The organism is Streptomyces novaecaesareae, assembly GCF_000716875.1.
Classification (GTDB): domain Bacteria; phylum Actinomycetota; class Actinomycetes; order Streptomycetales; family Streptomycetaceae; genus Kitasatospora; species Kitasatospora novaecaesareae.
This window is the reverse complement of sequence record NZ_JNWQ01000024.1, coordinates 41,931-65,138: the sequence shown is the minus strand read 5'-3', so window position 1 is coordinate 65,138 and position 23,208 is coordinate 41,931. Positions and strand designations below refer to the sequence as shown.

Here is a 23,208-nt window from a genome sequence, read left to right as displayed (position 1 = left end):
GGCGGCGAGGATCTTCGCAGCTCATCCAGGCTTCGGTATCGAAATGGTACGGATCGGGTGGCGGTGCGTGATCCCGGCTTCACCGCACGGCCACGGACGGTCCGGGCCCGGACCGCGGCCACCACGCCGACCAGCGGGAACGCGTACCAGCAGGAACGCGTCGACCAGCAGGAACGCCTCGATCAGCGGGAGGGTGTCGGCAGGGGGGAGCGGGGGCAGACCACAGCCCCCGCCGCCCGTCTCCGCCCCCGCTCAGTCCACCCGGGCCGCGAACAGCCGCTGCCCCAGCAGCCCCATCGGGTGCCCGTCCTCAGGCAGCGTCAGGACGGTCGGGCAGCCCGCCGCGGTGAGGGCGGCCCGCCAGTGCTCCGCCGGCCGGGCGGTGAGGGCCGGGGCGGCGTCGCCGGTGACGAGCAGGTCGAGCTGTTCGGCGGTGGGGGCGAGCAGCAGTAGCCGGCCGCCGGGGGCGAGCAGTCGGACGAGTGCCGCGGACTCCTCCTGCGGCTGCCGGGTCGCGGTGGCGACGACGAGGTCGTAGCGCCCGCCGTCGGGGGTGAGGTGGTGTTCGGCGTTGGGCCGGGGTCGGGCGGCGAGGGCCCGGGCGACCGTGGTGTCGGTGCCGTCGGGGTCGAGTTCGAGGACGCGCAGCGGCGCCGGCCCGGGGTGGGCCTCGGCGGTGCCGCGGACCAGCGCGCCGAGGGCGGCGCCGAGGTAGCCGCGGGCGGCGGCCCAGCGGACCGGGGCGGCGGCCGGGCGGGGTGCCTCCTCGCCGGTGATCAGCCGGGGCAGCCGGAGCGCGCCGCGTCGTACCCGGTCGAGGGCGGTGGCCGGGCCGAGCCCGTCGGCCCAGGCGTCGACGGCGGGGCGCCAGGGGTCGCGGGCTTCGGCGGCGGTGAGGACGGGCCCGCCGTGAAAGACCGCGTCCTCGGCGCGGTCCTCGGCGTCGTCCCCAGCGCCGCCGTCCCCAGCGCCGCCGTCCCCAGCGCCGTCGCCCTGCGTGCCGCCGTCGTGGCGGGTGATCAGGCCGTGCCGGGCGAGCGCGTCCAGCCAGCGGGCGACCCGGGGGCGTTGGGCGGGGGCGACCATGGCGGCGGCCAGGATCTCGGCCCCGGTGTGTCCGTGCCCGGGGTCGGTGAGGACGCCGCTCTGCTGGAGGGTGTGCAGCAGGGCGCGGAACACGGCCCGGTCGAGGTGGGCGCCGAAGTCGAGGACCTGTCCGGCGGTGATGCCGATGCTGTGCTTCCAGGCGGCGGCCGTGGCGGCATCGGCGTCGGCGCGCAGCCGGCGGTCGGCGGCTTCGGTGTCGCTGTCCGGGGCGCGGACGTGGGCGAGGACGGCGCCGAGTGCGTCGACGGCGGCGTACACGTCCTCCTGCCGGGGTTCGGGGCCGACGTGCAGGACGAGGCGTAGCGCGCCGAGGTCGTGGGCGGCGAGGTCGGGTTGCCGGCTGAGGTGCCAGAGCAGGGCGGAGGGCAGGCTGAGGTGGGTGGTGCCGTGGGCGGCGACGGCGGCGAGCTGCTGGTCGGGCCGCTGCTCGGGGTCGCCGCAGTGGACGGTGCCGCCGGCCAGCAGGGTGGCGAGGGAGAGCTCGACGGCGAGGTCGGTGACGGGGTGCAGCACGGTGTGCCGGATGGGGGGCGGGCCGAGGACGCCGGCCCAGTAGCGCAGCCGTTGTTCGGCGGTGCGGGCGGCGGAGGGGGCGAGCGCGGCGTGTGCGGCGACGCGCTCGGCGAGGGCCCGCGGCAGGCCGCCCGGCGGGGAGACGCCGAGCAGCAGGCCGATGCCGCTGATCGCGCGGCCCTCGGCGACGACGGCGGGCCGGTCGCCGAGTTCGCGCAGCGCGCTGACCAGGGCAGGAGACGTGGGCACGGTGATCACTTCCGGGTGCGGGGGAGAAACCGCACTACTGAACCATGTGGTCGGGCCGGGGGAGGCCGCCCCAGGGTCAAACTTCTGTAATGATTTTCATATCGGCCAGCCAAGCGGGCGGGGCCAAGTCGGCGCGAAGGTGCCGGAACTTCGCATTCCGGGAGTGCTGCGCGATCCCTTGACACTCGGTTCGGGTACTGGATTACTGGGCCCGGGCATGCCTGACCGAACGATCGGTAGGCGGGTCCGGAACGGCCCGCCAGCGAAGGAGCGACGATGACCGGCACCGCACCCGTCCCGCGCCGACACCTGGGGGAGCCGATCCCGCCCGCGCTCCTGGACGCCGGCGAGCGGATGGGCCCGGACGAGCTGCGCGCCCACCAGCTCACCCGGCTGCGGGCCACGCTGCGGCACGCGTACGACAACGTCGAGCTCTACCGCCGCAAGTTCGACGCGGCCGGCGTCCGCCCCGAGGACTGCCGCACCCTGGCGGACCTCGCCCACTACCCCTTCACCACCAAGGCCGACCTGCGCGAGGCCTACCCCTTCGGCATGTTCGCCGTCCCGATGGAGCAGGTGCGCCGGATCCACGCCTCCAGCGGCACCACCGGCCGGCCGACCGTGGTCGGCTACACCGACAACGACCTCTCCATGTGGGCCGACGTCGTCGCCCGCTCGATCCGCGCGGCCGGCGGCCGACCCGGCCACAAGGTGCACATCGCCTACGGCTACGGACTGTTCACGGGCGGCCTCGGCGCACACTACGGCGCCGAGCGGGCCGGCTGCACCGTCATCCCCGCCTCCGGCGGCATGACGGCCCGGCAGGTGCAGCTGATCCTCGACTTCGAGCCCGAGATCATCATGGTCACCCCGTCCTACCTGCTCACCCTGCTGGACGAGTTCGAGAAGCAGGGCGTCGACCCGCGCACCACCTCGCTCAAGGTGGGCATCTTCGGGGCCGAGCCCTGGACGGAGGAGATGCGGCGCGAGATCGAGGAGCGGCTCGACCTGCACGCCGTCGACATCTACGGCCTCTCCGAGGTCGTCGGCCCGGGCATCGCGCAGGAGTGCGTGGAGACCAAGGACGGGCTGCACATCTGGGAGGACCACTTCTACCCGGAGGTCGTCGACCCCCTCGGCGACGAGGTGCTCCCCGAGGGCGAAGGAGGCGAACTGGTCTTCACCTCGCTCACCAAGGAGGCGCTGCCGATCATCCGCTACCGCACCCGCGACCTCAGCCGGCTGCTGCCCGGCACCGCACGGCCGGCCTTCCGGCGGATGGAGAAGGTCACCGGACGCAGCGACGACATGATCATCCTGCGCGGGGTGAACCTCTTCCCGACCCAGATCGAGGAGATCCTGCTGCGCACCCCGGACGTCGCGCCGCACTTCCAGCTGCGGCTCACCCGGGAGGGGCGGCTGGACCGGATGGCCGTCCGGGTCGAGGCCCGGCCGGAGGCGTCGGCCGAGCGGCGGGAGGCGGCGCGGGCCGCGATCGTCCGGGCGGTGAAGGACGGGATCGGGGTGACGGTCACGGCCGAGGTGGTCGATCCGTACACCCTGGAGCGCTCGGTCGGGAAGATCAAGCGGGTGGTGGACGAGCGGGGCTGACCCAGCAGGGGCCAGGCGGGGCTGACCCAGCGGGGGGCCGGGCGAGCTGACCCGACGGGGGCCGAGCAGGGCTGATCCGGTGCCGGACGAGAGGGGCTGATGCCCGCTCCGGTTACCCGTTCGGGTCACCGGGATCGTGGGCGCGGCTGATCCTTCCCAGACTCGGAGGGCAAGGGGGAGGACTCAACCGGAGAGGCATCAGATGAGCATCGGGTTTCGCCGCGTCCTCGCGGTCACCGCCGTGGTTTCCCTTGGTCTGGGCGCGGCGTCGTGCGGCAGCGCCAAGCAGTCGTCCGGAGGCGGTTCCTCGGGCAGCGCGAACGCGAGCGGCGGCGCCGCCGTGGGAGCCGTCCGGATCGGGCTGCTGCTGCCGGAGACCAAGACCACCCGCTACGAGCAGTTCGACCGGCCGCTGATCGAGGCGAAGATCAAGGAGCTGGCACCGCAGGCGCAGATCGACTACTACAACGCCAACCAGGACGCGACCCTCCAGCAGACCCAGGTGGACACCGCCCTCACCAAGGGCGACAAGGTGCTGATCCTGGACGCGGTGGACTCCAAGTCGATCCAGTCCTCCGTGCAGAAGGCCCACGACGCGGGCGTCAAGGTGCTCGCCTACGACCGGCTCGCGCAGGGCCCGGCCGACGCGTACGTGTCGTTCGACAACCACAAGGTCGGCGAACTGCAGGGCCAGGCCCTGGTGGCGGCGGTGGGCGACAAGGCGAACGCCGGCGAGATCTTCATGATCAACGGCTCACCGACCGACCCCAACGCGGCCGACTTCAAGGCCGGCGCGCACAGCGCGATCGACGGCAAGCTGAAGATCGGCAAGGAGTACGACACGCCCCAGTGGGACGCGAACCAGGCCAACCAGGAGGCGGCCGCCGCGATCACCGCGATCGGCGCGAACAAGGTGGTCGGCGCCTACTCGGCCAACGACGGCATGGCCGCCGGCGTCGCGACCGCGCTGAAGGCGGCCGGCCTGAGCGTCCCGCTCACCGGCCAGGACGCCCAACTCGACGGCATCCAGCGGATCCTGGTCGGGTCGCAGACCATGACGATCTACAAGCCGTTCAAGCCCGAGACCGACGCCGCCGGCCAGCTGGCCGTCGCGCTGGCGAGCGGCAAGCCCCTCGACTCCACCCTCGCGCCGACCACGGTGACCAACGGCAGCGGCAACAAGGTGCCGGCCAACCTGCTCACCCCGATCGTCGTCAACAAGGACAACGTCAAGGACACCGTGGTCAAGGACGGCTTCTACACCGTCGACCAGATCTGCACGCCGGACTACGCCGCCGCCTGCAAGGCCGCCGGCCTCCAGTAGCCGACGCCCCCCTCGAACCCGAACAGGCCTCGCCTCCACGCCGGAGGCGGGGCAAGGGAGTTGGTCACTGTGGCAGGTGAGACCGTACTGGCCCTGCGCGGGGTCTCCAAGCGGTTCGGCGCCGTCCAGGCGCTCACCGACATCGAACTGGAGGTGCACACCGGCGAGGTGGTGGCCCTGGTCGGCGACAACGGCGCCGGAAAGTCCACCCTGGTCAAGGCGATCGCCGGGGTGCACCAGCCCGACGACGGCGTGATCGAGTGGCAGGGCAGACCGGTGACCATCCACCGGCCGCAGGACGCCCAGCAGTTGGGCATCGCCACCGTCTACCAGGACCTCGCGCTCTGCGACAACCTCGACGTGGTCGGGAACCTCTTCCTCGGCCGCGAGATCCGGCGCTTCACCATCCTCGACGAGGTCGCGATGGAGAAGCGCTCCCGGACGCTGCTGGACACCCTGTCCATCCGCATCCCGAGCGTGCGCATCCCGGTCGCCTCGCTCTCCGGTGGCCAGCGCCAGGTGGTGGCCATCGCCCGCGCGCTGATCGGCTCGCCCAAGGTCGTGATGCTGGACGAGCCGACCGCGGCCCTGGGCGTCGAACAGACCGCCCAGGTGCTCGACCTGGTCGAGCGGCTGCGCGAGCAGGACCACGGCGTGATCCTCATCAGCCACAACATGGCGGACGTGATGGCCGTCGCGGACACCGTCGCGGTGCTGCGCCTCGGACGCAACAACGGCGTCTTCGACAAGCGCTACACCAACCAGGAAGAGATCATCTCGGCCATCACCGGGGCCACGGACAACGCCGTGACCCGCCGGAGGGCCCGTGGCGAGGAGGGTTCCGAGTGAGCGAGAACATCCCGGGGAACACCCCCGGCGGCGAACCCGAGCGCCACCACATCCCGCTGCCCGAGGACTCCATGCCCACCGGCGGCGTCAACGCCCCCGTCCCGGTGGCCCCGGAGGCCACGCCGGCCGTCGACCCGCGGCTGATCGTCCGGCAGGAGGGCATCAAGGGCTACCTGGGCGAGTTCCGCCGCCGGATGAGCAGCGGCGAACTGGGCTCGCTGCCCGTCGTGCTGGCCCTGATCGTGATCTGGGCGGTGTTCGGCAGCCTCAACAGCAGCTTCCTGTCCGCCCAGAACCTCTCCAACCTGTCCCAGCAGATCGTCGGCACCGGCATGATCGCGATCGGTATCGTCTTCGTGCTGCTGCTCGGCGAGATCGACCTCTCGGTCGGCTCGGTCAGCGGCCTGTGCGCGGCGATCTTCGCCGTGCTGAACGTCAACAACGGCGTCAACGAGTGGGTCGCACTGCTCACCGCCCTGGTCGGCGGCGCGGTGGTCGGCGCGATCCAGGGCATCTTCTTCGCCAAGGTCGGAGTCCCGGCCTTCGTGGTCACCCTCGCCGGAAACCTCGGCTGGAACGGCCTGATGCTGCAGGTCCTCGGCACCACCGGCACCGTCAACCTCTCCGGCCACGACATCGTCTCCCGGCTCTACACCACCATCTACGGGCAGCAGATCGTCGCCTACGGCACGGCGGCGATCGGGGTCGCGCTGTTCCTGTTCTCCTCGCTGATCGACAGCCGTCGGCGCCAGGTCGCCGGCGTCCCGTCCCGGCCGGTCGCCGACATCGTGCTGCGCACCGTGCTGCTGGCGATCGTCGCCTTCCTCGCCGCCTACACGCTCAACCAGTACAAGGGGCTGCCGCTGGCCCTGCTGATCTTCCTGATCTTCATCGTGGTGCTGGACTTCGTGCTGCGCCGCACCGGCTACGGCCGGCAGGTGTTCGCGCTCGGCGGCAACATCGAGGGCGCCCGGCGCGCCGGCATCAACGTGTCCTGGATCCGGATCAGCGTCTTCACCATCTGCGGGACGATGGCGGCGGTCGGCGGCCTCTTCCTGGCCGCGCAGATCCAGTCCGCCAGCCAGACCTCCGGCGGCGGCAACCTGCTGATGAACGCCATCGCGGCGGCCGTCATCGGCGGCACCAGCCTGTTCGGCGGGCGCGGCAAGACCTGGTCGGCGCTGCTCGGCGCGCTGGTGATCGGCTCCATCCAGTCCGGGATGAACATCGAAGGCCTCAGCAACGCCATCCAGTTCATGATCACCGGTGCGGTGCTGCTGGCCGCCGTCGTTGTCGACTCGCTGGCCCGGCGCACCCAGAAGGCCGCCGGGCGGGCGTGAGCGCACCCGGAAGGCCGCCCGGGCGGGCGTGAGGACACCCCACCTGGGCCTATGCTGCGGGAATGCCGAATGAGCTGCGTACTCTTCAGCCGGCCGAGGACCTCGCGTTCATCCGGCGCGAGACCGAGCTGACGCCCGTCCCCTTCGTGCCCGAGATCAGCCTGCACATGGCCGAGGACGCCATCGCCCTGTGGGAGACCACCGAGCGGGCGCGCGGCGAGGCCGGGCTGCCGCCGCCGTTCTGGGCCTTCGCCTGGGCGGGCGGGGTGGCCGTCACCCGGTACGTCCTGGACCACCCCGAACTGGTGGCGGGCCGCGCGGTGTTGGACATCGCGGCCGGCTCCGGGCTGGTCGGGGTGGCCGCCGCGCTGCGCGGGGCGGCGTCCGTGCGCGCGGCCGAGATCGACGCCTACGCGGTGGCCGCGATCGGCCTCAACGCCGAGGCCAACGGGGTACGGGTGGAGGGCGCCCTGGTGGACCTGGTCGACGGGGACGGCGCCCCGGCCGAGGTCGTGCTCGCGGGCGACGTCTTCTACGAACGGGCCATGGCCGCCCGCTTCCTGCCCTTCCTGGAGCGGGCCGCCGCGCGCGGCGCCACCGTCATCGTCGGCGACCCGGGCCGGGCCTACCTGCCCCGGGAACGGTTCACGGCGGTCGCGGCGTACCAGGTGCCGGTCGTCGCCGACCTGGAGGACACCGCCGTCAAGACCACCACGGTGTGGCGCCTCGGCTGACGGCGGGCCCGGTCGCGGCGCCCCGGTCGCGGCGCCCCCGTTCGTGGCGGCCGTTCACCGGGCGGAATTCCCGGCGGCGGTGCGGGGCGGCTGGTAGACAGACCGGCATGACCGACCAGACTGCCGCAATCGAAAAGCCGGTGCTGCGCCCCGCCACCCCCGACGAGATCCCCGCCGTGCTCGCCCTCTGGGCCCGGGCCGCCAAGGGCACCAGCATCACGGACGACGAGGCGGGCGTCGCCGCGCTGCTCGCCCGCGACCCGGAGTGCCTGATCGTCGCCACCCCGGCGGAGGACCCGGCGGTCATCCTCGGCACCGTGATCGCGGGCTGGGACGGCTGGCGCTGCCACCTCTACCGCCTCGCCGTCGACCCCGGGCACCGCCGCCGGGGCATCGGCGCCGCCCTGTTGGCCGCCGCCGAGGAGCGTTTCGCCGCGCTCGGCGGGCGCCGCGCCGACGCCATGGTGCTGGACGACAACGCGCTGGGCCACCGCACCTGGCAGTCCGCCGGGTACCACCCCGAACCGCAGTGGAGCCGCTGGGTCAAGCCGCTGCCCGCCTGAGCCCGCCCTCGTCGGGACGGGCCCCGTCTCGGCACGGACGCCGTGCCGGGACGGGCTCCGCCAGCCGCTGGCCGCGCAGGCCGGCCAGCCAGGCCTCGACCTCGTCGGAGCGGCGGGGGAGGGCGGCGGAGAGGTTCTCGTTGCCGTCCTCGGTGACCAGGATGTCGTCCTCGATCCGCACGCCGATGCCGCGGTACTCCTCCGGCACCGTCAGGTCGTTCTGCTGGAAGTAGATGCCCGGCTCGACGGTCAGCACCATGCCCGGCTTCAGCGGGCCGTCCACGTGGAGCTCGGTGAGGGAGTGGGCGCAGTCGTGGACGTCGATGCCCAGCATGTGGCCGGTGCCGGCCAGGGTGAAGCGGCGGTGCAGGCCCAGCTCGTACACCTTGTCGGCGGTCAGATCGCCGAACAGGCCCCAGGCGGTGAGGTGTTCGGCGAGCTCGCGCTGGGCGGCGTGGTGGAAGTCGCGGAAGTCGGCGCCCGGCCTGACCGCGGCGATGCCGGCCTCCTGGGCGGCGAACACGGCGTCGTAGACCTTGCGTTGCAGCTCGGTGAAGCGGCCGCTGACCGGGAGGGTGCGGGTGATGTCGGCGGTGTAGAGCTCGTTGGTCTCCACGCCCGCGTCGAGCAGCAGCAGGTCGCCGGGCTTGGCGTGGCCGTTGTTGCGCACCCAGTGCAGGGTGGTGGCATGCGGGCCGGCCGCGGCGATGGTGCCGTAGCCGACGTCGTTGCCCTCGATCCGGGCCCGGACGAAGAAGGTGCCCTCGATCAGCCGCTCCGGCGTCTCGGAGTCGGTGCCGAGCACGCGCACCACGTCCTCGAAGCCACGGGCGGTGGCGTCACAGGCGAAGCGCAGCTCGGCGATCTCGAACTCGTCCTTGACCAGGCGCAGCCCGGACAGGAAGACCTCGAACTCCGCGTCCCGCTCGGCGTCGGCCCGGCCGTCGAGGGACTGCTCCACGGCCGCGTCGTGGCGGCGCAGCACCCGTACCGGGCCGTCGGCCGCGCGCAGGTCGGCGTGGACGGTGCGGACGTCCCGGCAGGGCAGGCCGAGCAGCCGCTCGCTCTCGGTCAGGCTGTTGCGGCGGCCGTCCCACAGCTCGCCGTGGCCGTCCAGCCAGAACTCGCCGTTGTCGGTCCGGGAGCGGTTGCGCAGGTACAGCACGGCGGTGTGGCCGCTCGCGCCCGTGGGCTCCAGCACCAGGACGGCGTCCTGGGACTGGTCGCCGGTCAGGTAGACGTAGTCGGAGGACGGCCGGAACGGGTAGTCGGTGTCGTTGGCCCGCACCTTGGGGTTGCCGGCCGGGACGACCAGCAGCTCGCCGGGGAAGGCGGCGGACAGTTCGGCCCGGCGGCGGGCGGTGTGCGCGGCCTGCGGGACCGGCTCCAGGGCGGTGCGCTCGGTGTCGGCCCAGCCCTGCTTCATGTTCTCGGCGAGTTCGTCCGTCACGCCGCGGGTGAGGCCGTTCTTCCGGTACGTGATGGTGTCGGCGGGCTCGGTCACTACGGTCTCCTGGTGAGGGTGGTGGGTGCGAGGTGCTTCGCTACGCTGCCCCGTCCGTCGGCATGCGTCCCGTACGGTATATCGAACAGTGCCGGGAGAGAAGAGGTCGAGCGTGAACGACGCCGGGGAATCCGTCCGGGGCGTGGGGGCCGCCGGGGCGGAGGAGTCCGTCCGGGGCGTGCTCGCCGCCAACCTGAAACGGGTTCGGGCCGAGCACGGCCTCTCGCTGTCCGAGCTGTCCCGGCGGGCCGGGATCGGCAAGGCGACGCTCTCCCAGCTGGAGTCCGGCGCTGGCAACCCGACCCTGGAGACCGTGCTCGGCCTCTCCCGGGTGCTCGGCGTGCCGATCTCCGACCTGGTGGAGGGACGGCCCGCCGACGAGGTGACGGTGGTACGGGCGGCCGAGGCCGAGGTGCTGAGCGGCCGGGGCGTCGACCTGCGGCCACTGCGCCGGATCGAGTCCGGGGACACGGTGTTCGAGGTCTACGACCAGCAGGTGCGCACCGACGGCACCCAGATCTCCGCCGGCCACATCGGCACCGAGCACACCATCGTCCAGTCCGGCCGGCTGCGCGTGCGGGCGGGACGCCGCGAGGTCGAACTCGGCCCGGGCGACTACGTGGGCTTCGACGCCGCCCTGCCGCACTCCTACACCGCCCTGGGCGGCGAGACGGTCCGCTCGGTGCTCCTGCTGCAGTACCGGGCGGAGCAGCGGCTGCACCTCACGGGCCCGGCGCGCCCGGACGGCGCTCCGGGCGCCGGGCAGCTCGCGCTGGGGCACGAGCACTGACGCGGTTCGTTCGGTTTACCGAATGGTTGGTGCCGGCCCGGCCCGTCCTGGCCCGTGCGGCGCGTCCTGCCCGGCCGGTCCCTGCCCGTGCGGCGCGTCCCGGCCCGACTGGCGAGCTCCGGCCCCCACTCCCCTCGTGGTGGGGGCCGGAGCGGGCTTGTGTCGCGCCGACCTGAGCGAGCATGCCAAGCGCGGCGGCCGGACGGCCATGCATTAGCCTCTGGGCCTAATAGTCAAGAACGCGCCAGGTCAGGGCGGCTGCGGGGAGCCGGAGGAAGGTTCGTGATCGCACTGAGGTTCGGGGTCGCGGACCTCGCGAACACCCGGTTCGTCATCTCGCCGCTCGACCACCTGATGGCCGGCTCGGCCCGGATCGGCGTGCACCAAAGCGTCGGGTCGCGCAGCGAGCGCTGGTGGCGGGACGTCCGCCGTCACGTGCCCCACCGGGCCAGGCGCTTCCTCGACGTGGTCAACGCGAGCCCGATCGGCGTCCCCGACTTCATGGTGGCGGACCTCGACGCCGTCCGCCGGCAGCTGACCGACGAGCTCGACGCGCTCCTCGCCGTCCCGCAGCAGGCCGTCGAGGAGGACGTCGCGATGTTCGGCAGTGGGGCCGAACTCCCCACCGCCTTCGCCCGGTTGCGCGACGACGGCACCCGGGGCCTGCGCGAGGTCAGCGACGGTGCCTGGGCACTGTTCCGCTCCTGCCTCGCCCCGGACTGGCCCGACATCCGCCGCGCCCTGGAGGCCGACATCGCCGACCGGGCCCGCACCGTCGCCCGCTCCGGGATCGGCGCGATGCTCGACTCGATCCACCCGAAGGCGGTCTGGCGGGACGAGGGAGTGCTGGAGTGCACCCTCGGCGAGCTGGAGGGCTCCTTCGAGCTGGGCGGCCGGGGCCTGGAGCTGCGGCCCAACTACTTCGTCCAGCAGGGCATCAGCCTGCTGGCCGGACCGGACCGCCAGAGCCTGCTGCTGCACCCGCTCGCCGCCCCGGCCGCCGAGTCCCCGTCCCGACCGCCGACCGCCGACGGCCTCGCCGCCGTCCTCGGCCCCGCCCGGGCCCGCGCCCTGCGCGCCATCGCGGGCAGCCCCTGCTCCACCACCGAACTCGCCCGGCAGCTCGGTATCACCCCGCCCTCCGCCTCCGCCCACGCCGCCGCCCTGCGCGGAGCCGGCCTGGTCGTCACCCGGCGCCAGGGCAAGCAGGTCAGCCACGCCCTCACCGACGTCGGCCACGACCTCCTGCTGGACAACCCGGAGCCCCCGCCGACCGCCGCGTAGCGGCCGTGGGGTGCGAGCGGGCCGTCAATCTGGCTCCGCCGATCCCACCCCGTGCACGAACGGTACGGAAACGGGCCGTGAATTGTTCCTCCGCCGGTGTCACCGCCCGATCGGGCGCAGCGACGGCGAGCGTCATGACGGCCGAGTCATGGGAGACGCCGGGCGTCGGCGGGCCGGCACCGGGTTCCACCTGCGTACGGGCGATCCGTGGGCAGGTGTGGCCGACCGTCGGCGGCGGTGCGAACGGCAGGTCGATCGCCCCTCGGCGGATCGAAACCCACTCCGGCGGGTGATCGGGGTAACGCCGGTGACCGGCGCCGGTCCGGGAATCTCCGGGCATCATGGGCCCCGACGGGACGTCGCGGAACGGGCGGAACAGAGGGGTCGACCGATGAGGAGGCCGATGATGGAGTTCGGCTGCGCGAAGTGTTACGGCGAGGACGCGCAAGCGGTGTGGCGGGGGCAGCGGGAGCGGTTCGAGCACGAGACCGAGGTGGTGGACGGCTCGCACTTCTCCGTGGCCGTCCGCCGCTGCCGGGACTGCTCGCAGCGGTTCGTCTGGATCTTCACCGAGTTCATCGACTGGATGGGCGGCGACGACGCCCAGCACGTGACGGTCATGCCGCTCACCGCCGCCGAGGCCACCGGCCTGGTCGCCGGCACCCTGCGACCCCTGGACCTCGGTGCCCTCGGCCGCGACCGCCGCCGCCTGAACCACGACTGGCCCACCGGTGGGCCGGCCGCCCTGCACTGGAACTCCGGCGCGTTCAAGGTGGCAGAGGGCCCGCTGAGGGTCGCTGACGGCCGCTGACGGCCCTTGAGGGCCGTTGAGGGCCGTTGAGATCGGCCGAAGCCAGCAGGAGACCCGGTCTGGCCTGCGGAAATGCCCGTGGGAATAATGGGCCCCCTGAGGAAACCCACGGGGAGCAGGGGGACGGAATGAGCGAAGCGGAAGCGGCCACCGAGTTCGGCTGCGCGCAGTGCTACGGCGAGGACGCGCGGGAGGCGTGGGACCGTCAGGGCGACGGGTTCGAGCGCGAGGCGCGGGTGGTCGACGACTCGCACTTCTCCGTCACCGTGCGGCGTTGCCGGGCCTGCTCGCAGCGGTTCGTCTGGATCTTCACCGAGTTCATCGACTGGCGCGGCGGGGACGACCCCCAGTACGACACGATCATGCCGCTCACCGACACCGAGGCCGCCGAACTGGTCGCCGGCACCCTGAGCCCCCTCGACCTGGGCGCCCTCGGCCGCAACCGCCGCCACCTGGACCACGACTGGCCGAGCGGCGGGCCGGCCCGGCTGAACTGGAAGACCGGCACGTTCAGGGTGGTGGAAGGCGGCTGATACCTCGGCGGACCACGTCGCCGTGGAGGTCGTGGCCGTGGAGGCCGTCCGGGGGAGATCGGGCGGCCTCCACGGCGGGTTCACGAGACCCGCTGGATCACGGCGCCGAGGGGACCAGGTTGCCGTCGTTCTGCATGGTGTTCACACGTGGTTCCTTCCGTCGTCGGCGGTGTGGGTACCTGCTGGTCCGCGCTGAACCCCACGGTCGCCGAGTGCGGTAGACGATCCCTCAACAGGACGTTGAGCCTCCCCGCACGCTCACCGGCCCGACACCGCGAGCAGAGCGTTGATCGGCTGTCTACCGGCACCTGCGAGGGTGCGGGAGCTTGGTCACACGGGAACAAGGAGCGTCAGCAGTGTCTCGAACAGTTGGTGTCCGCGCGGTGGTTGCCGGTACGGCGGTCCTGGCGTCGGTGGTGGGTGCGTCCGCCCTGGGGGTGTTCGCCCTGGGGGCGGGAGATGCCGTACGGCACGGCGCGCCGTCCGAGCCGCCGGCCCGGGTCTGCGGCGGGTCGGACGACGTGCAGTGCCTGTCGGGGAAGATCGTCTGGAACGGGACCGGCCTCGTCGTCGTCAACCCTCACGGGGTGTGACGGCCCGGTCGGCGGCGTCCGGCGTGGTCGGCGCGTCCGGCGTGGTCGGCAGCAGCGTTGCGACGGCGGACTCCGGAGCGCTCAGCCGGCTGAGCAGGAGGTGCGCCTTCGCCTCGTGATCCTGTGCACCACGGTGGTCGCCCCGGGCGGTCATCGTGTTCGCCAACACCAGGTGGGCGAGGGCGCGTTCGCGCTGTCGCCCACCTTTCGTCGCGAGGGCCAGTGCCCACTCCGCCTGCCGCACGGCCTCGTCGACCCGCCCGAGCAGCCGCAGGACGTCGGCCAGGCGGCTCCGGGCGGCCGACTCGCGGTCCAGGTCCCCGGCCGGGCCCGCACAGCCGATGCAGGCCCGCAACTGCGCCGCCGCGTCGTCGAGCCGGCCCAGCACCTGGTAGGCGAGGCCGAGGACGTAGTGCACGTACGCGGTCATGCCGGCGTCGGCGGTTCCGTCGGCCGGTTCGGCGAGGAGCCGCCGACAGGTCTCCGCCGCCCCGGCGGCGTGACCGCTGCGGATCCGGGAGAGCGCCGCGTTCGCGGTGCTCGCCACCTCGCCCGAGTGGTGGCCGAGCCGCCGGGCGAGTGCCGCCGACTCGTCGAAGGCGGCGATCGCCTCTTCGTGCCGGCCCTCGGCCTGGGCGATCAGACCCAGGTCGTTCAGGGCCTGCCGGAGTACGGCCAGGTCACCCGCCTCCTGGCAGGCCTGGGCCGCCAGGCGGGCCTGGACGCCCGCCTCGTCGAGCCGGGCACGCGCCAGCAGGACCGTGCCCAGCAGGAACCGGGAACGGCCCTCCGCGGCACGGTCGTTGCGTGCGACCGCGGCGGCGATGAGGAGGCGGGCCGCCTCCTCCGCCCGGCCGCCGAAGGCGCCGAGGCCGAGCGGGCTGAGGGCGATCAGGAGGTCGATGGCGGAGCGTAGGTCGGTCGTCGGCCCGGCGGAGACGTCCGCTTCGGTTGCGATGGCGGCGGCGAGGGCGATCGCTGCAGGAGTCTCGGTTCTCGCCCACCGGCGGGCCTCGGCCAGGTCCGCGAAGACCGGGCGGGTGGGCAGAGCCCCGCCGAAGACGTCGGCCACCGGGTCGCCGGGGACGACGAGGGCGAAGGCCGTACGGGCCCGGGCGAGCAGGAGGGTCAGGAGCCGTCGGTGGGCGGTGGTTCGTTCGTCGGGGTCGAGCCGCTGTGACGTGCGGCGGGCGAAGGCGCGGACCAGGTCGTGGAAGCGGTAGCGCCCGGGGGCCGTCGACTCCAGGAGGGCCTGGTCCACCAGCGACTCGGCGAAGCGCTCCGCCTGGTCGTCGGGCAGGCCCAGGACTGCGGCCGCCGACGCCAGGCCGATGTCCGGCTCGATCCAGGCGAGCATGCGGAAGGCTGTTGCCAGGGGTGGTTCGAGCAACTGGTAACTGAGGCCGAAGACTTGCTCGATGGCGACGTTGCGGGTACGGAGTGCGGTGATGCCCTCGCGGTCGTCGGCGAGGCGCTGTACGAGGTCGGCGATCGGTTGGTGTGGAGCCGTGACGAGTCGGGCTGCGGCGATCCGTAGGGCGAGGGGGAGCCGGCCGCAGGCCTCGACCAACAGCTCGGCCTGGTCGGGCTGCGCGGACCGGCGTGCCGTGCCGATGACCGAGTCGAGGAGGCTGATCGCTTCGTCCTGGTTGAACACGTCCAAGGCGAGGTGCAGGACGGACGGCACGCTGGTGAGCATCGTGCGGCTGGTGACAAGTACCGCGCAGTCGGGGGAGCCGGGCAGCAGGGGCTGGATCTGGGCGTCATCGCGGGCGTTGTCGAGGAGGATGAGCAGCCGCTTGCCGGCGGTGGCGGTCCGGAACAGTGCGGACCTGCCGGGGAGGTCCTGGGGGACGGCTGTCGGCGGGATGCCCAGTGTGGTCAGGAAGTCCGCGAGGATGTCGGACGCGCTGGCGGGCACCAGGTCGGCGCCGCGCAGGTCCGCGTAGAGGCGGCCGTCCGGGAAGTGCGGGCGAAGGGAGTGGGCGGCCTGTAGGGCGAGAGCCGTCTTTCCGACTCCGGCCATGCCGGTGACGGTCACCAGGCGCAGGCCGGGGCCGGGTTGGCCGGTCAGGGCTTGGCTGATGCCGGCGACGTGGTCGCGTCGGCCGGTGAAGTGCGGGGATGCTGTGGGGAGTTGGTCGGAGTCGTCCAATTCGGCGCGCAGGGCGGCGAGTTCGGGGCCCGGATCGATGCCCAGGTGCTCGACGAGTCGGGAGTGGAGGGCGTCGTAGACCGTGCGGGCCTCGGGGGTGCGGCCCTGGCGGTGCAGGGCGCGGATGAGCAGGCCCTGGAGGCGCTCGCGGAAGGGGTGGTCGGCGGCCAGGGCCTCCAGCTCCGGCAGGTAGTCGGAGGGGGCAGCGAGGGTTACGTCGAGGGCGAGGCGCTCCTCCAGGAGCGTGAGGCGCAGCGTCGACAGACGTTCCCGCTCGCGCTGCATGAGGGGGCCGGGCAGGTCGAGGAGCGGTTCTCCGTGCCAGAGCGAGAGGGCTTCAGCCAGATGCGCGCGGGCTCGCTCCGGCTGCTCGGTCGAGCATCGTCCGGCCAGTTCGTGGAGCTGTTTGACGCGCCACAGGTCGATGTGGTCCGGTTCGACGGCCAGGCGGTACCCACCCGCCTGGGAGAGCAGGACGGTGGGGGTTTCGCGGGCCGGCTCCAGCAGCTTGCGCAGTTGGGAGACGTACGAGCGCAGGGTGACGACGGGCGAGCCGGGCGGTTGCTCGCCCCATAGGTCGGCGATCAGGTCGTCGACCGTCACGACCGCGTCCGGCCGGAGGAGAAGGGCGACCAGGACGGCCCGCTGCCGAGGCGCGCCCAGTTCGATGGCAGTGCCAGCGCGCTGCACCCGCAGCGCGCCGAGTAACGCGAAACAGAGTGGATCCGGACCACCGGCTAATCGCAAGGAGTTGCCTCCTGTTGGGCAGTAGGTGGATCAGATAGTGCCGAACTCACCGGCAGCGGTCGCGGAGACGAAGGCAGCGAAGGCTTCAGGAGAGACGGCGAGGTGGATTCCGGGGGTCTTGGTGTCGCCGATGAGGACGAGGCCGTGGGAGACGAGGAAGCTGGCGGCTACCTGCACGCAGTCGCCCTCGCCCTGAGGATCGCTGTAAGTCGACTTGAACCAGCGGGCGATGGAGGGGTCGGGGGCCGAAGTGTGCGGGCTCATTCTGGGTGATCCTCCGATGCTCTCTGCAGCCACGCCATCGAATCGTCGGGCGTAAGGGCCTCTGCTCGGAGCGTATCGTAGATCAGTGCCATATCGGTCACCTGGTGCGGAGCCTCGATGAGTTGACCAGACTGAACTCCTTCCAGGTAGGCGACCCGAGGGGCGTCGTCGAAGTGGAGGAGGGTGAGCGAGCCGCCCATCGCGCCGTGAGGACGATCAATCGGCAGGATCTGCACCGTGGCGTTCGCGCCCTGGGCGATGTTGATCACGTGCCTGATCTGTTCGCGGGTGATTTCTGGGCTGCCGACATCCCGGCGGACAGCTGCCTCGTCCAGGACGACCCACATGAACGGAGGCGCGGGGCTGTGCAGGATTTGTTGCCGAGCCTGACGTCGGTTCCAGCGTTCTCGGATTTCCTCCTCGGATGCGCGAGGCCGGCCTAGCCGCAGGAAGGCGCGGCCGTAGTTCTCGGTTTGCCACAAGCCTGGAATCGACAGCGAGAACTTCAGGTGCGTGTTCGCGAGGGGTTCGAGTGTCATATAGCGGCGCGACCAGTCCGGAAACGAGTCAGTGCTCACGAGTGGGTAGAACCGGGTGAAGAAGCCGTCGGCAGATGGAAGTGCGGTGTCGAGCAGGGGTGGGAGGTCCGGCGGCGGAGTCCGGTGTGCAGCCTCGATGTTGGCCAGATGGGACTTGCTGTAGCGAACCTGTTCGCCCAGATCGGCGATGGACATGCCCGCGCAGGTTCGATGGTGGCGGATCTCCGACCCGAAGAAGTGCCGGGGAGATCGGTCGGGGGTGAGGTCGCGAGGCTGCGCGGGCATCTGAGGCCTCCGGATGTCTTCAAGAGGGGTGGGGACATGCCGCTTCTTCACAATCCTAGCCCCGAGGCGTGACGCTGGATGCACAAACGGTGACGGCCGAATCCGGCGAACGCCTTAGTGGAGCAGGAAATATGACGAACAATCAATCTGGCGAAAGCCTCATCCTGCGGCGGAACTTCCCGCCCTGTCGGTGCCCGCAGTGCGGTGACGCCGTCCCCGAGGCTCGACTGAGCACCGACGCCATCGCCCCGGCGGCGCCGCCCGTGCGGCGGGTGGCGCCGCCATCCGAGTCCTACCGCCCTTCCGCCATCGGCGAGCGGGTCTTCGACGTCCGTTCCGGGTGCTGGGCCGCCTTCATGGGGTGGCAGCACGGGTTCGCCTTCCTCCGCCCGCTCACCGGCGGCGTGGAGTGGGAGACCGAAGCGCGCTGGATCACGAACACCGAACTGTGAGATGCCCCATGAGCAGCATGATCGACAAGATCACGGCCGAGGACCGTCGCATCGCAGCCGACATCCTCGACGACCTCCAGGCCGTCCTGAGCGCCGCCGACGTCAAACTCCCCTCCCTGGGCATCGACTGGCGCTCGGCGAAGGCCACCGGCGTCCTCCTGATCGACCTCGGGGCCGCCCGGCCGGACGTCATCGAGCGACTGGTCGTCGTCCTCCGCAGAGGTATGCGACCGTAGTTGCCGCCGGCGTCATCGTCGTCGGGGGCCTCGTGATCGCGGGTGCCGTCCTCCTCGCGGTCCCCGAGGGTGTTCCCGCTTCGGCGAGTGCGCTGGCGTTCGTCCTCGCCTTCCTGACGGCCTCGACGGGCGGATTCGCGCTCGCCGCCGGGTGGATGAGGGTGCGGCCATAGCAACAGCGCGGGCTTCGAGGACGCTCGAAGCCCGCGCCCGCCCGCCCGCGATAATGGTCGACATGGAAGAAGTCGAGGTCGTCGTCGCCCATAACGAGCGTGCGACCCTGCGCGTCGGCGACGTGTTCCTGAAGATCGACGCCGACCAACTGCGCACCGACATCGAGGTCGAGGCGATGGCCATGGCGCCGATCCCCACTCCGGAGGTCCTGTGGCGCAAGCCGCCCGTACTCGCACTCGCTGCTCTCCCGGGCACGGCGCTCGGCCGCCTCGGCCAGCCGTCGACCGCCTCGCCGGCGGCGTGGGCGGCGGCAGGTGCCGCCGCACGGAGGCTGCACGACGCGCCGCTGCCGCCGTGGCCCGGTCGGAGCGTTGACGAGCTCGCGTCGGCCCTCGATGCCGAATGCGCCTGGCTCCTCACGAACGAGGTCCTTCCCACCGAGCTGGTCACGCGCAACCGCCGCGTCGCCGAGGCCGCCCTGCGGCCGTGGACACCGGTGTTCGTGCACGGGGACTTTCAGGTCGCCCACGTCTTCGTCGACGGTGACGAGGTCACCGGCGTGGTCGACTGGTCCGAGGCGAGCCGGGGCGATGCCCTGTTCGACCTCGCCGTCCTGACGCTCGGCCACGAGGAGCACCTCGCCGACGTCGTCGCCGGCTACGGCACCGACGTCGACCTCGACGTGATCCGCGCATGGTGGTCGCTGCGCAGCCTGCTGGCGGTCCGCTGGCTGGCCGAGCACGGCTTCGACCCGAACTCGCCAGGCTGCGAGGTCGACGTCCTCAGATCCCAGCTGTGAGGCTGCGCCAGCCCGACGGCTACCAGTAGTCCCAAGCAGTCAGGAGAGCTGATCACGTGGCACGCACCGAGTTCTACGACGATCCCGACGCACCCGAGCCGAACCGGCTGGCCGTGGCAGCGTCCGCCGTGGTCACGGACGACGAAGGGCGAATCCTGCTCCAGCGGCGCACTGACAACGGCCTGTACGCGCTTCCGGGCGGGACGATGGACCTCGGTGAGTCGCTTCCGGGCACGGCCGTTCGGGAAGTCCGCGAGGAGACCGGCCTCGACGTCGAGATCACCGGGCTGGTCGGCACGTACACCGACCCCCGACACGTGATCGCCTACTCGGACGGCGAGGTTCGGCAGCAGTTCAACGTCTGCTTCACCGCGCGCATCACGGGCGGGGAACTGCGGATCTCCGACGAGTCCACCGATCTCCGGTTCGTGGCTCCGGGTGACATCGGGGGGCTGCCGATGCACCACACGCAGCGTCTCCGGCTTCGGCATTTCCTGGAGCACCGGACGACCCCCTACCTCGGCTAGCCACCCCCGATGACGGGCCGCGCTCTGCGGCGGGCGACGATCTCCAGTTCCGGCGGCAACTGCGAGAGGTCTGGTTCCTCGTACGCGATGCGGAAGTTGAGCGCCTGGGCCGAGCCGGTGCCGAAGGGGCCGGTGCCGGTGGCCGCGTAGGCCAGGACGGCGCCGAGGGCGAACACGTCGGTGGCCGGGGTGACGGGCGCGCCGGTGAGCTGCTCGGGGGCCATGAAGCCGGGGGTGCCGACGATCACCCCGGTGCGGGTGAGCGCGGTGGCCTCGGCGGCCACGGAGATGCCGAAGTCGACGACCCGGGGGCCGTCGGGGGCGAGCAGGACGTTCGAGGGCTTGAGGTCCCGGTGGACGAGGTCGGCGGCGTGAACGGCCTCCAGCGCCTCGGCGAGCCCCGCGCCCAGGGCCCGCACGCATTTCACCGGCCAGGGGCCGTGGGTCGCGATCGCCTGGTCCAGGGGCACGCCGGGGACCTAGGCGGTGGCGAGCCACGGGGTCGCGCCCTCGGGGTCGGCGTCGACCACGGCGGCCCGCAGGCGCAGCCCGTTGCCGGGCGGACGAGGGGACATGCACAACAGCGCGGGCTTCGGCGGGGGTTGTCGAAGCCCGCGCCGAAGTGCGCGGTGTTCAGACGCCGTTGAGGGCGTAGCTGCGGAAGGTCGCGAGGAGCGGCAGGACTTCGGTTCTGCTCGGGTCCTCGGTGACGGCCCTCATCGCGTCGATCACGGTGTGGGCGATGATCTTGGTGACGCCGAAGTCGTCCGGGGCGGCGAGGGTGCCCCAGGCCTTGAGGGTCTGGGTGAGCAGCGCGCTCATCCTCGCGCCGATGTTGGAGCTGACCGCGTCGGAGATCTCGGCGATCTCCTCGTCGCTCATGCTGGAGCGCAGGCCGAAGGCGAGCGCCATCAGGGTGTCCATCGCGTGCTCGCCGTACGCGGCGACCAGCGCCGGCAACGGCTGTTCACCGGTGCTGCCCGCCGCAAGGGCGGACAGCGCCTCGTCGTCGTCCTTCCACGCCGCCTCCAGGGCGGCCAAGGCCCGCAGGGCCTCGTCCACGGTCAGCCCGTCTGTCATGGAAGGAACGGTATTCAGCCAGTACCCACCACACCCATGGTTCGGGCGTGGAGATCACACCTTCGAGCGAAGCCGGGCCTATTCGGCTCGATGGGCGTCCGCGAAGTGCTGCGCGTTCCACGTTCCGCCCAGCTCAGGGGCCAGGGAGGCGGCCGCGAGGGCGGCGAAGTCCGCTGCCGTGCCCGCCCGTTCCGGCAGGGCGCCGAGCAGCGGGGCGCCGGCCGAGCGCGGCAGGTCGGCCAGGTTGCAGCGTTCGGCGAGGCCGGGGGCCGCGGGCCAGGAGCCGACCACGACGCCGGTGAGGGGGAGACGTCGTGCCGCCAGGGCCTCTGCCGTGAGGGAGACGATGTTGAGCGTGCCGAGCCCGGCCGAGGCAATGAGCAGGACCTCGGCCGGCAGTCCGGCGTCGAGGACGGCCCGGGCCTGGTCGGCGAGCGTGCGGCCCTGGTCGTCGTAGCGGACCAGCAGGCCGCCCGCGCCCTCGACCAGCACCAGGTCGTGGCCGGCGGCGAGTTCGGCGACCTCGGCCGCCACCTCGGCGGGGGAGAGGTACGGCAGGCCGGAGCGCCGGGCGGCGGTGTCGGGGGCGAGCGGCTCGGGGTAGCGGGCCAGTTCACGGATCGTCAGCTGACGGTCAGTCGGTTCCCCTGCAAGGCGCCGGACTTCGGCCGCGTCGCCGGGCTCGCCGGGGGTCACACCGGTCTGCCCCGGCTTGAGGACGGCGACCTTGCGCCCGCCCCGCAGCGCCGCCGAGGCGAGGGCCGCGGTGGCGACGGTCTTGCCGACGTCGGTGTTCGTCCCCGTCACGAAGAGGATGCGCGCGCTCATCCCGCCACCGCCGCGGCGGTCACGGCGGCGGCGATCCGCGCCACGTCCTGGTCCTCCGTCACATAGGGGGGCATGGTGTAGATCAGGTCCCGGAAGGGGCGCAGCCAGACGCCCGCGCGGGCGGCGGCCTCGGTCGCCGCCGGGACGTTCACCGGGTGGTCCAACTGGACGACGCCGATGGCGCCTTGGACCCGTACGTCGTGCACGCCCGGCAGGCCCGCGGCGGCCGCGAGGCCGTCGCGCAGACCGCCCTCGATCCGCTTGACCTCCACCGCCCAGTCCTGTCCGAGCAGCAGGTCCAGCGAGGCGTTCGCGGCGGCGCAGGCCAGCGGGTTGCCCATGAACGTCGGCCCGTGGGCGAGCACCGGCATCTCGCCGCGGCTGATCCCCTCGGCGATCTCGCCGGTGCACAGCGCGGCGGCGAGGGTCAGGTAGCCGCCGGTGAGGGCCTTGCCGAGGCACATCACGTCCGGTGAGACGCCCGCGTGGTCGGCGGCGAACAGTGCGCCGCTGCGCCCGAATCCGGTGGCGATCTCGTCGAAGACCAGCAACACGCCGTAGCGGTCGCAGAGTTCGCGCAGCATCCGCAGGTACGCGGGGGAGTGGAACTGCATCCCGCCCGCGCCCTGGACCACCGGTTCGACGATGACGGCGGCCAGATCGCCGGCGTGACGGGCCATCAACTCCTCGAACTGCGCCGCGTATTCGGCGTCGAGCGGGGCGTCGAACCCGGCCGGTGGCTGCGGCGCGAAGAGCTGCCCGGGCAGCACCCCGCCCCACAGGTGGTGCATCCCGCCGTCGGGGTCGCAGACCGACATCGGGTGGAAGGTGTCGCCGTGGTAGCCGCCGCGCCAGGTCAGCAGCCGGCGCTTCTGCGGCCGTCCGGTGGACTGCCAGTACTGCAGGCACATCTTCATCGCGACCTCGACCGAGACGGAGCCCGAGTCGGCGAGGAAGACGTGCTGCAGCGGCTCCGGGGTGATCTCGACCAGCCTGGCCGCCAGCCGGACGGCGGGCTCGTGGGTGAGCCCGCCGAACATCACGTGGCTCATCCGCCCCAGCTGCTCGCGCACGGCCTCGTCGAGCGCCGGGTGCCGGTAGCCGTGGATCGCCGCCCACCAGGACGACATCCCGTCGACCAGCTCGCGCTGTCCGCCCGCGACGGGCTCGGCCAGGCGCAGCCGGACGCCCGAGGCGGACTCGACCACGTACGGGGTGACGGTGCCGGGCATCGGCCCGTACGGGTGCCAGACGTGGGCGCGGTCGAGGGTGAGCAGCGTGTCCGTGGACAGCTGGGGCATGGTGAGTCTCTCCGAG

At 72.4% G+C, this 23,208-nt stretch carries 24 protein-coding genes; 15 read left to right on the top strand and 9 right to left on the bottom strand.

Translation table 11 applies throughout. The features are described 5' to 3' along the window. Positions 1-252: 252 nt before the first annotated feature. On the bottom strand, positions 253-1,869 hold the full coding sequence (locus OP86_RS11915) for an acyl-CoA synthetase family protein (RefSeq protein WP_157849720.1): 1,617 nt from the start codon (positions 1,867-1,869) through the stop codon (positions 253-255). Between the two features lie 276 nt (positions 1,870-2,145). Between OP86_RS11915 and paaK the strand changes: the two genes are divergently transcribed. The 6 genes from paaK to OP86_RS11885 all read left to right on the top strand — a co-directional run bounded on the left by paaK (position 2,146) and on the right by OP86_RS11885 (position 8,290). Further along, positions 2,146-3,480 (top strand): phenylacetate--CoA ligase PaaK, encoded by a 1,335-nt coding sequence (paaK, locus tag OP86_RS11910; RefSeq protein WP_030057999.1) that lies wholly within the window; start codon positions 2,146-2,148, stop codon positions 3,478-3,480. A gap of 202 nt (positions 3,481-3,682) precedes the next feature. Next, positions 3,683-4,804 (top strand): sugar ABC transporter substrate-binding protein, encoded by a 1,122-nt coding sequence (locus OP86_RS11905; RefSeq protein ID WP_030058000.1) that lies wholly within the window; start codon positions 3,683-3,685, stop codon positions 4,802-4,804. A gap of 69 nt (positions 4,805-4,873) precedes the next feature. Continuing rightward, positions 4,874-5,653, top strand: coding sequence for an ATP-binding cassette domain-containing protein (locus tag OP86_RS11900; protein ID WP_033331665.1), 780 nt, complete (start codon positions 4,874-4,876; stop codon positions 5,651-5,653). Between the two features lie 71 nt (positions 5,654-5,724). Next, on the top strand, positions 5,725-6,993 hold the full coding sequence (locus tag OP86_RS11895) for a sugar ABC transporter permease (protein WP_033331680.1): 1,269 nt from the start codon (positions 5,725-5,727) through the stop codon (positions 6,991-6,993). 62 nt (positions 6,994-7,055) lie between these two features. Continuing rightward, positions 7,056-7,727 (top strand): class I SAM-dependent methyltransferase, encoded by a 672-nt coding sequence (locus OP86_RS11890; protein ID WP_051829984.1) that lies wholly within the window; start codon positions 7,056-7,058, stop codon positions 7,725-7,727. 107 nt (positions 7,728-7,834) lie between these two features. Further along, positions 7,835-8,290, top strand: a complete 456-nt coding sequence (locus OP86_RS11885) for a GNAT family N-acetyltransferase (protein WP_030058005.1) — start codon at positions 7,835-7,837, stop codon at positions 8,288-8,290. Here the strand turns inward: OP86_RS11885 and OP86_RS11880 are convergent. Then, positions 8,271-9,794 (bottom strand): aminopeptidase P family protein, encoded by a 1,524-nt coding sequence (locus OP86_RS11880; RefSeq protein ID WP_245231780.1) that lies wholly within the window; start codon positions 9,792-9,794, stop codon positions 8,271-8,273. The two genes, OP86_RS11885 and OP86_RS11880, sit on opposite strands and share 20 nt — an antisense overlap. A gap of 112 nt (positions 9,795-9,906) precedes the next feature. Between OP86_RS11880 and OP86_RS11875 the strand changes: the two genes are divergently transcribed. From OP86_RS11875 to OP86_RS11855, 5 genes are all read left to right on the top strand, one after another. Beyond that, complete coding sequence (locus OP86_RS11875) at positions 9,907-10,584, top strand: helix-turn-helix domain-containing protein (RefSeq protein WP_245231779.1); 678 nt, start codon at positions 9,907-9,909, stop codon at positions 10,582-10,584. 282 nt (positions 10,585-10,866) lie between these two features. After that, positions 10,867-11,868 (top strand): helix-turn-helix domain-containing protein, encoded by a 1,002-nt coding sequence (locus OP86_RS11870; RefSeq protein ID WP_030056648.1) that lies wholly within the window; start codon positions 10,867-10,869, stop codon positions 11,866-11,868. A gap of 391 nt (positions 11,869-12,259) precedes the next feature. Beyond that, a complete protein-coding gene (locus OP86_RS11865; RefSeq protein WP_209440341.1) occupies positions 12,260-12,679 on the top strand; it encodes a hypothetical protein in 420 nt (139 codons plus the stop codon). Between the two features lie 128 nt (positions 12,680-12,807). Next, on the top strand, positions 12,808-13,212 hold the full coding sequence (locus OP86_RS11860; RefSeq protein ID WP_030056650.1) for a hypothetical protein: 405 nt from the start codon (positions 12,808-12,810) through the stop codon (positions 13,210-13,212). A 356-nt stretch (positions 13,213-13,568) separates the two neighbouring features. After that, a complete protein-coding gene (locus OP86_RS11855; RefSeq protein ID WP_157849719.1) occupies positions 13,569-13,805 on the top strand; it encodes a hypothetical protein in 237 nt (78 codons plus the stop codon). Here the strand turns inward: OP86_RS11855 and OP86_RS38745 are convergent. The 3 genes from OP86_RS38745 to OP86_RS11840 form a co-directional block, all read right to left on the bottom strand. Further along, complete coding sequence (locus OP86_RS38745; RefSeq protein WP_051829982.1) at positions 13,786-16,650, bottom strand: AfsR/SARP family transcriptional regulator; 2,865 nt, start codon at positions 16,648-16,650, stop codon at positions 13,786-13,788. The genes OP86_RS11855 and OP86_RS38745 overlap by 20 nt on opposite strands. Before the next feature lie 87 nt (positions 16,651-16,737). Continuing rightward, complete coding sequence (locus OP86_RS11845) at positions 16,738-16,971, bottom strand: DUF397 domain-containing protein (protein WP_051829981.1); 234 nt, start codon at positions 16,969-16,971, stop codon at positions 16,738-16,740. After that, on the bottom strand, positions 16,968-17,795 hold the full coding sequence (locus tag OP86_RS11840; protein ID WP_030056657.1) for a Scr1 family TA system antitoxin-like transcriptional regulator: 828 nt from the start codon (positions 17,793-17,795) through the stop codon (positions 16,968-16,970). The genes OP86_RS11845 and OP86_RS11840 overlap by 4 nt, the downstream gene beginning before the upstream one ends. A 68-nt stretch (positions 17,796-17,863) precedes the next feature. On the opposite strand from OP86_RS11840, the gene OP86_RS36535 reads away from it, so the two are divergent. From OP86_RS36535 to OP86_RS11820, 4 genes are all read left to right on the top strand, one after another. Next, the gene (locus tag OP86_RS36535) at positions 17,864-18,247 is read left to right on the top strand and encodes a hypothetical protein (RefSeq protein WP_157849717.1); all 384 of its coding nucleotides are present in this window, start codon (positions 17,864-17,866) and stop codon (positions 18,245-18,247) included. A gap of 8 nt (positions 18,248-18,255) precedes the next feature. Further along, the gene (locus OP86_RS11830; RefSeq protein ID WP_030056658.1) at positions 18,256-18,483 is read left to right on the top strand and encodes a hypothetical protein; all 228 of its coding nucleotides are present in this window, start codon (positions 18,256-18,258) and stop codon (positions 18,481-18,483) included. A 235-nt stretch (positions 18,484-18,718) separates the two neighbouring features. Beyond that, on the top strand, positions 18,719-19,456 hold the full coding sequence (locus tag OP86_RS11825) for a phosphotransferase family protein (RefSeq protein WP_033331675.1): 738 nt from the start codon (positions 18,719-18,721) through the stop codon (positions 19,454-19,456). 56 nt (positions 19,457-19,512) lie between these two features. Continuing rightward, entirely contained in the window at positions 19,513-19,983 is a 471-nt protein-coding gene (locus tag OP86_RS11820; RefSeq protein WP_030056661.1) for an NUDIX domain-containing protein, read from the top strand. On the opposite strand, the gene OP86_RS11815 is transcribed toward OP86_RS11820, so the two are convergent. The 4 genes from OP86_RS11815 to OP86_RS11800 form a co-directional block, all read right to left on the bottom strand. Further along, the gene (locus OP86_RS11815; RefSeq protein ID WP_030056662.1) at positions 19,980-20,453 is read right to left on the bottom strand and encodes a serine/threonine-protein kinase; all 474 of its coding nucleotides are present in this window, start codon (positions 20,451-20,453) and stop codon (positions 19,980-19,982) included. The two genes, OP86_RS11820 and OP86_RS11815, sit on opposite strands and share 4 nt — an antisense overlap. A gap of 163 nt (positions 20,454-20,616) precedes the next feature. After that, positions 20,617-21,063: a hypothetical protein gene (locus OP86_RS11810; RefSeq protein ID WP_030056663.1), complete on the bottom strand. Its 447-nt coding sequence runs from the start codon at positions 21,061-21,063 to the stop codon at positions 20,617-20,619. Positions 21,064-21,141: 78 nt separating this feature from the next. Continuing rightward, positions 21,142-21,891 carry a dethiobiotin synthase gene (bioD, locus tag OP86_RS11805; protein ID WP_030056664.1) on the bottom strand — a complete coding sequence of 250 codons (750 nt, stop codon included), beginning with the start codon at positions 21,889-21,891 and terminating at the stop codon, positions 21,142-21,144. Next, a complete protein-coding gene (locus OP86_RS11800) occupies positions 21,888-23,192 on the bottom strand; it encodes an adenosylmethionine--8-amino-7-oxononanoate transaminase (protein ID WP_033331663.1) in 1,305 nt (434 codons plus the stop codon). Before OP86_RS11800 ends, bioD begins: the two co-directional genes overlap by 4 nt. Positions 23,193-23,208 lie beyond the last annotated feature (16 nt).

What these genes read in the sequence shown, in the direction of transcription:
- paaK (WP_030057999.1), top strand. Translation starts at nt 2,146, where the DNA reads ATGACCGGCACCGCACCCGTCCCGCGCCGACACCTGGGGGAGCCGATC.
- OP86_RS11905 (WP_030058000.1), top strand. Translation starts at nt 3,683, where the DNA reads ATGAGCATCGGGTTTCGCCGCGTCCTCGCGGTCACCGCCGTGGTTTCC.
- OP86_RS11895 (WP_033331680.1), top strand. Translation starts at nt 5,725, where the DNA reads ATGCCCACCGGCGGCGTCAACGCCCCCGTCCCGGTGGCCCCGGAGGCC.
- OP86_RS11890 (WP_051829984.1), top strand. Translation starts at nt 7,056, where the DNA reads ATGCCGAATGAGCTGCGTACTCTTCAGCCGGCCGAGGACCTCGCGTTC.
- OP86_RS11885 (WP_030058005.1), top strand. Translation starts at nt 7,835, where the DNA reads ATGACCGACCAGACTGCCGCAATCGAAAAGCCGGTGCTGCGCCCCGCC.
- OP86_RS11865 (WP_209440341.1), top strand. Translation starts at nt 12,260, where the DNA reads ATGAGGAGGCCGATGATGGAGTTCGGCTGCGCGAAGTGTTACGGCGAG.
- OP86_RS11860 (WP_030056650.1), top strand. Translation starts at nt 12,808, where the DNA reads ATGAGCGAAGCGGAAGCGGCCACCGAGTTCGGCTGCGCGCAGTGCTAC.
- OP86_RS11845 (WP_051829981.1), bottom strand. Translation starts at nt 16,971, where the DNA reads ATGAGCCCGCACACTTCGGCCCCCGACCCCTCCATCGCCCGCTGGTTC.
- OP86_RS11840 (WP_030056657.1), bottom strand. Translation starts at nt 17,795, where the DNA reads ATGCCCGCGCAGCCTCGCGACCTCACCCCCGACCGATCTCCCCGGCAC.
- OP86_RS11830 (WP_030056658.1), top strand. Translation starts at nt 18,256, where the DNA reads ATGAGCAGCATGATCGACAAGATCACGGCCGAGGACCGTCGCATCGCA.
- OP86_RS11825 (WP_033331675.1), top strand. Translation starts at nt 18,719, where the DNA reads ATGGAAGAAGTCGAGGTCGTCGTCGCCCATAACGAGCGTGCGACCCTG.
- OP86_RS11810 (WP_030056663.1), bottom strand. Translation starts at nt 21,063, where the DNA reads ATGACAGACGGGCTGACCGTGGACGAGGCCCTGCGGGCCTTGGCCGCC.
- bioD (WP_030056664.1), bottom strand. Translation starts at nt 21,891, where the DNA reads ATGAGCGCGCGCATCCTCTTCGTGACGGGGACGAACACCGACGTCGGC.
- OP86_RS11800 (WP_033331663.1), bottom strand. Translation starts at nt 23,192, where the DNA reads ATGCCCCAGCTGTCCACGGACACGCTGCTCACCCTCGACCGCGCCCAC.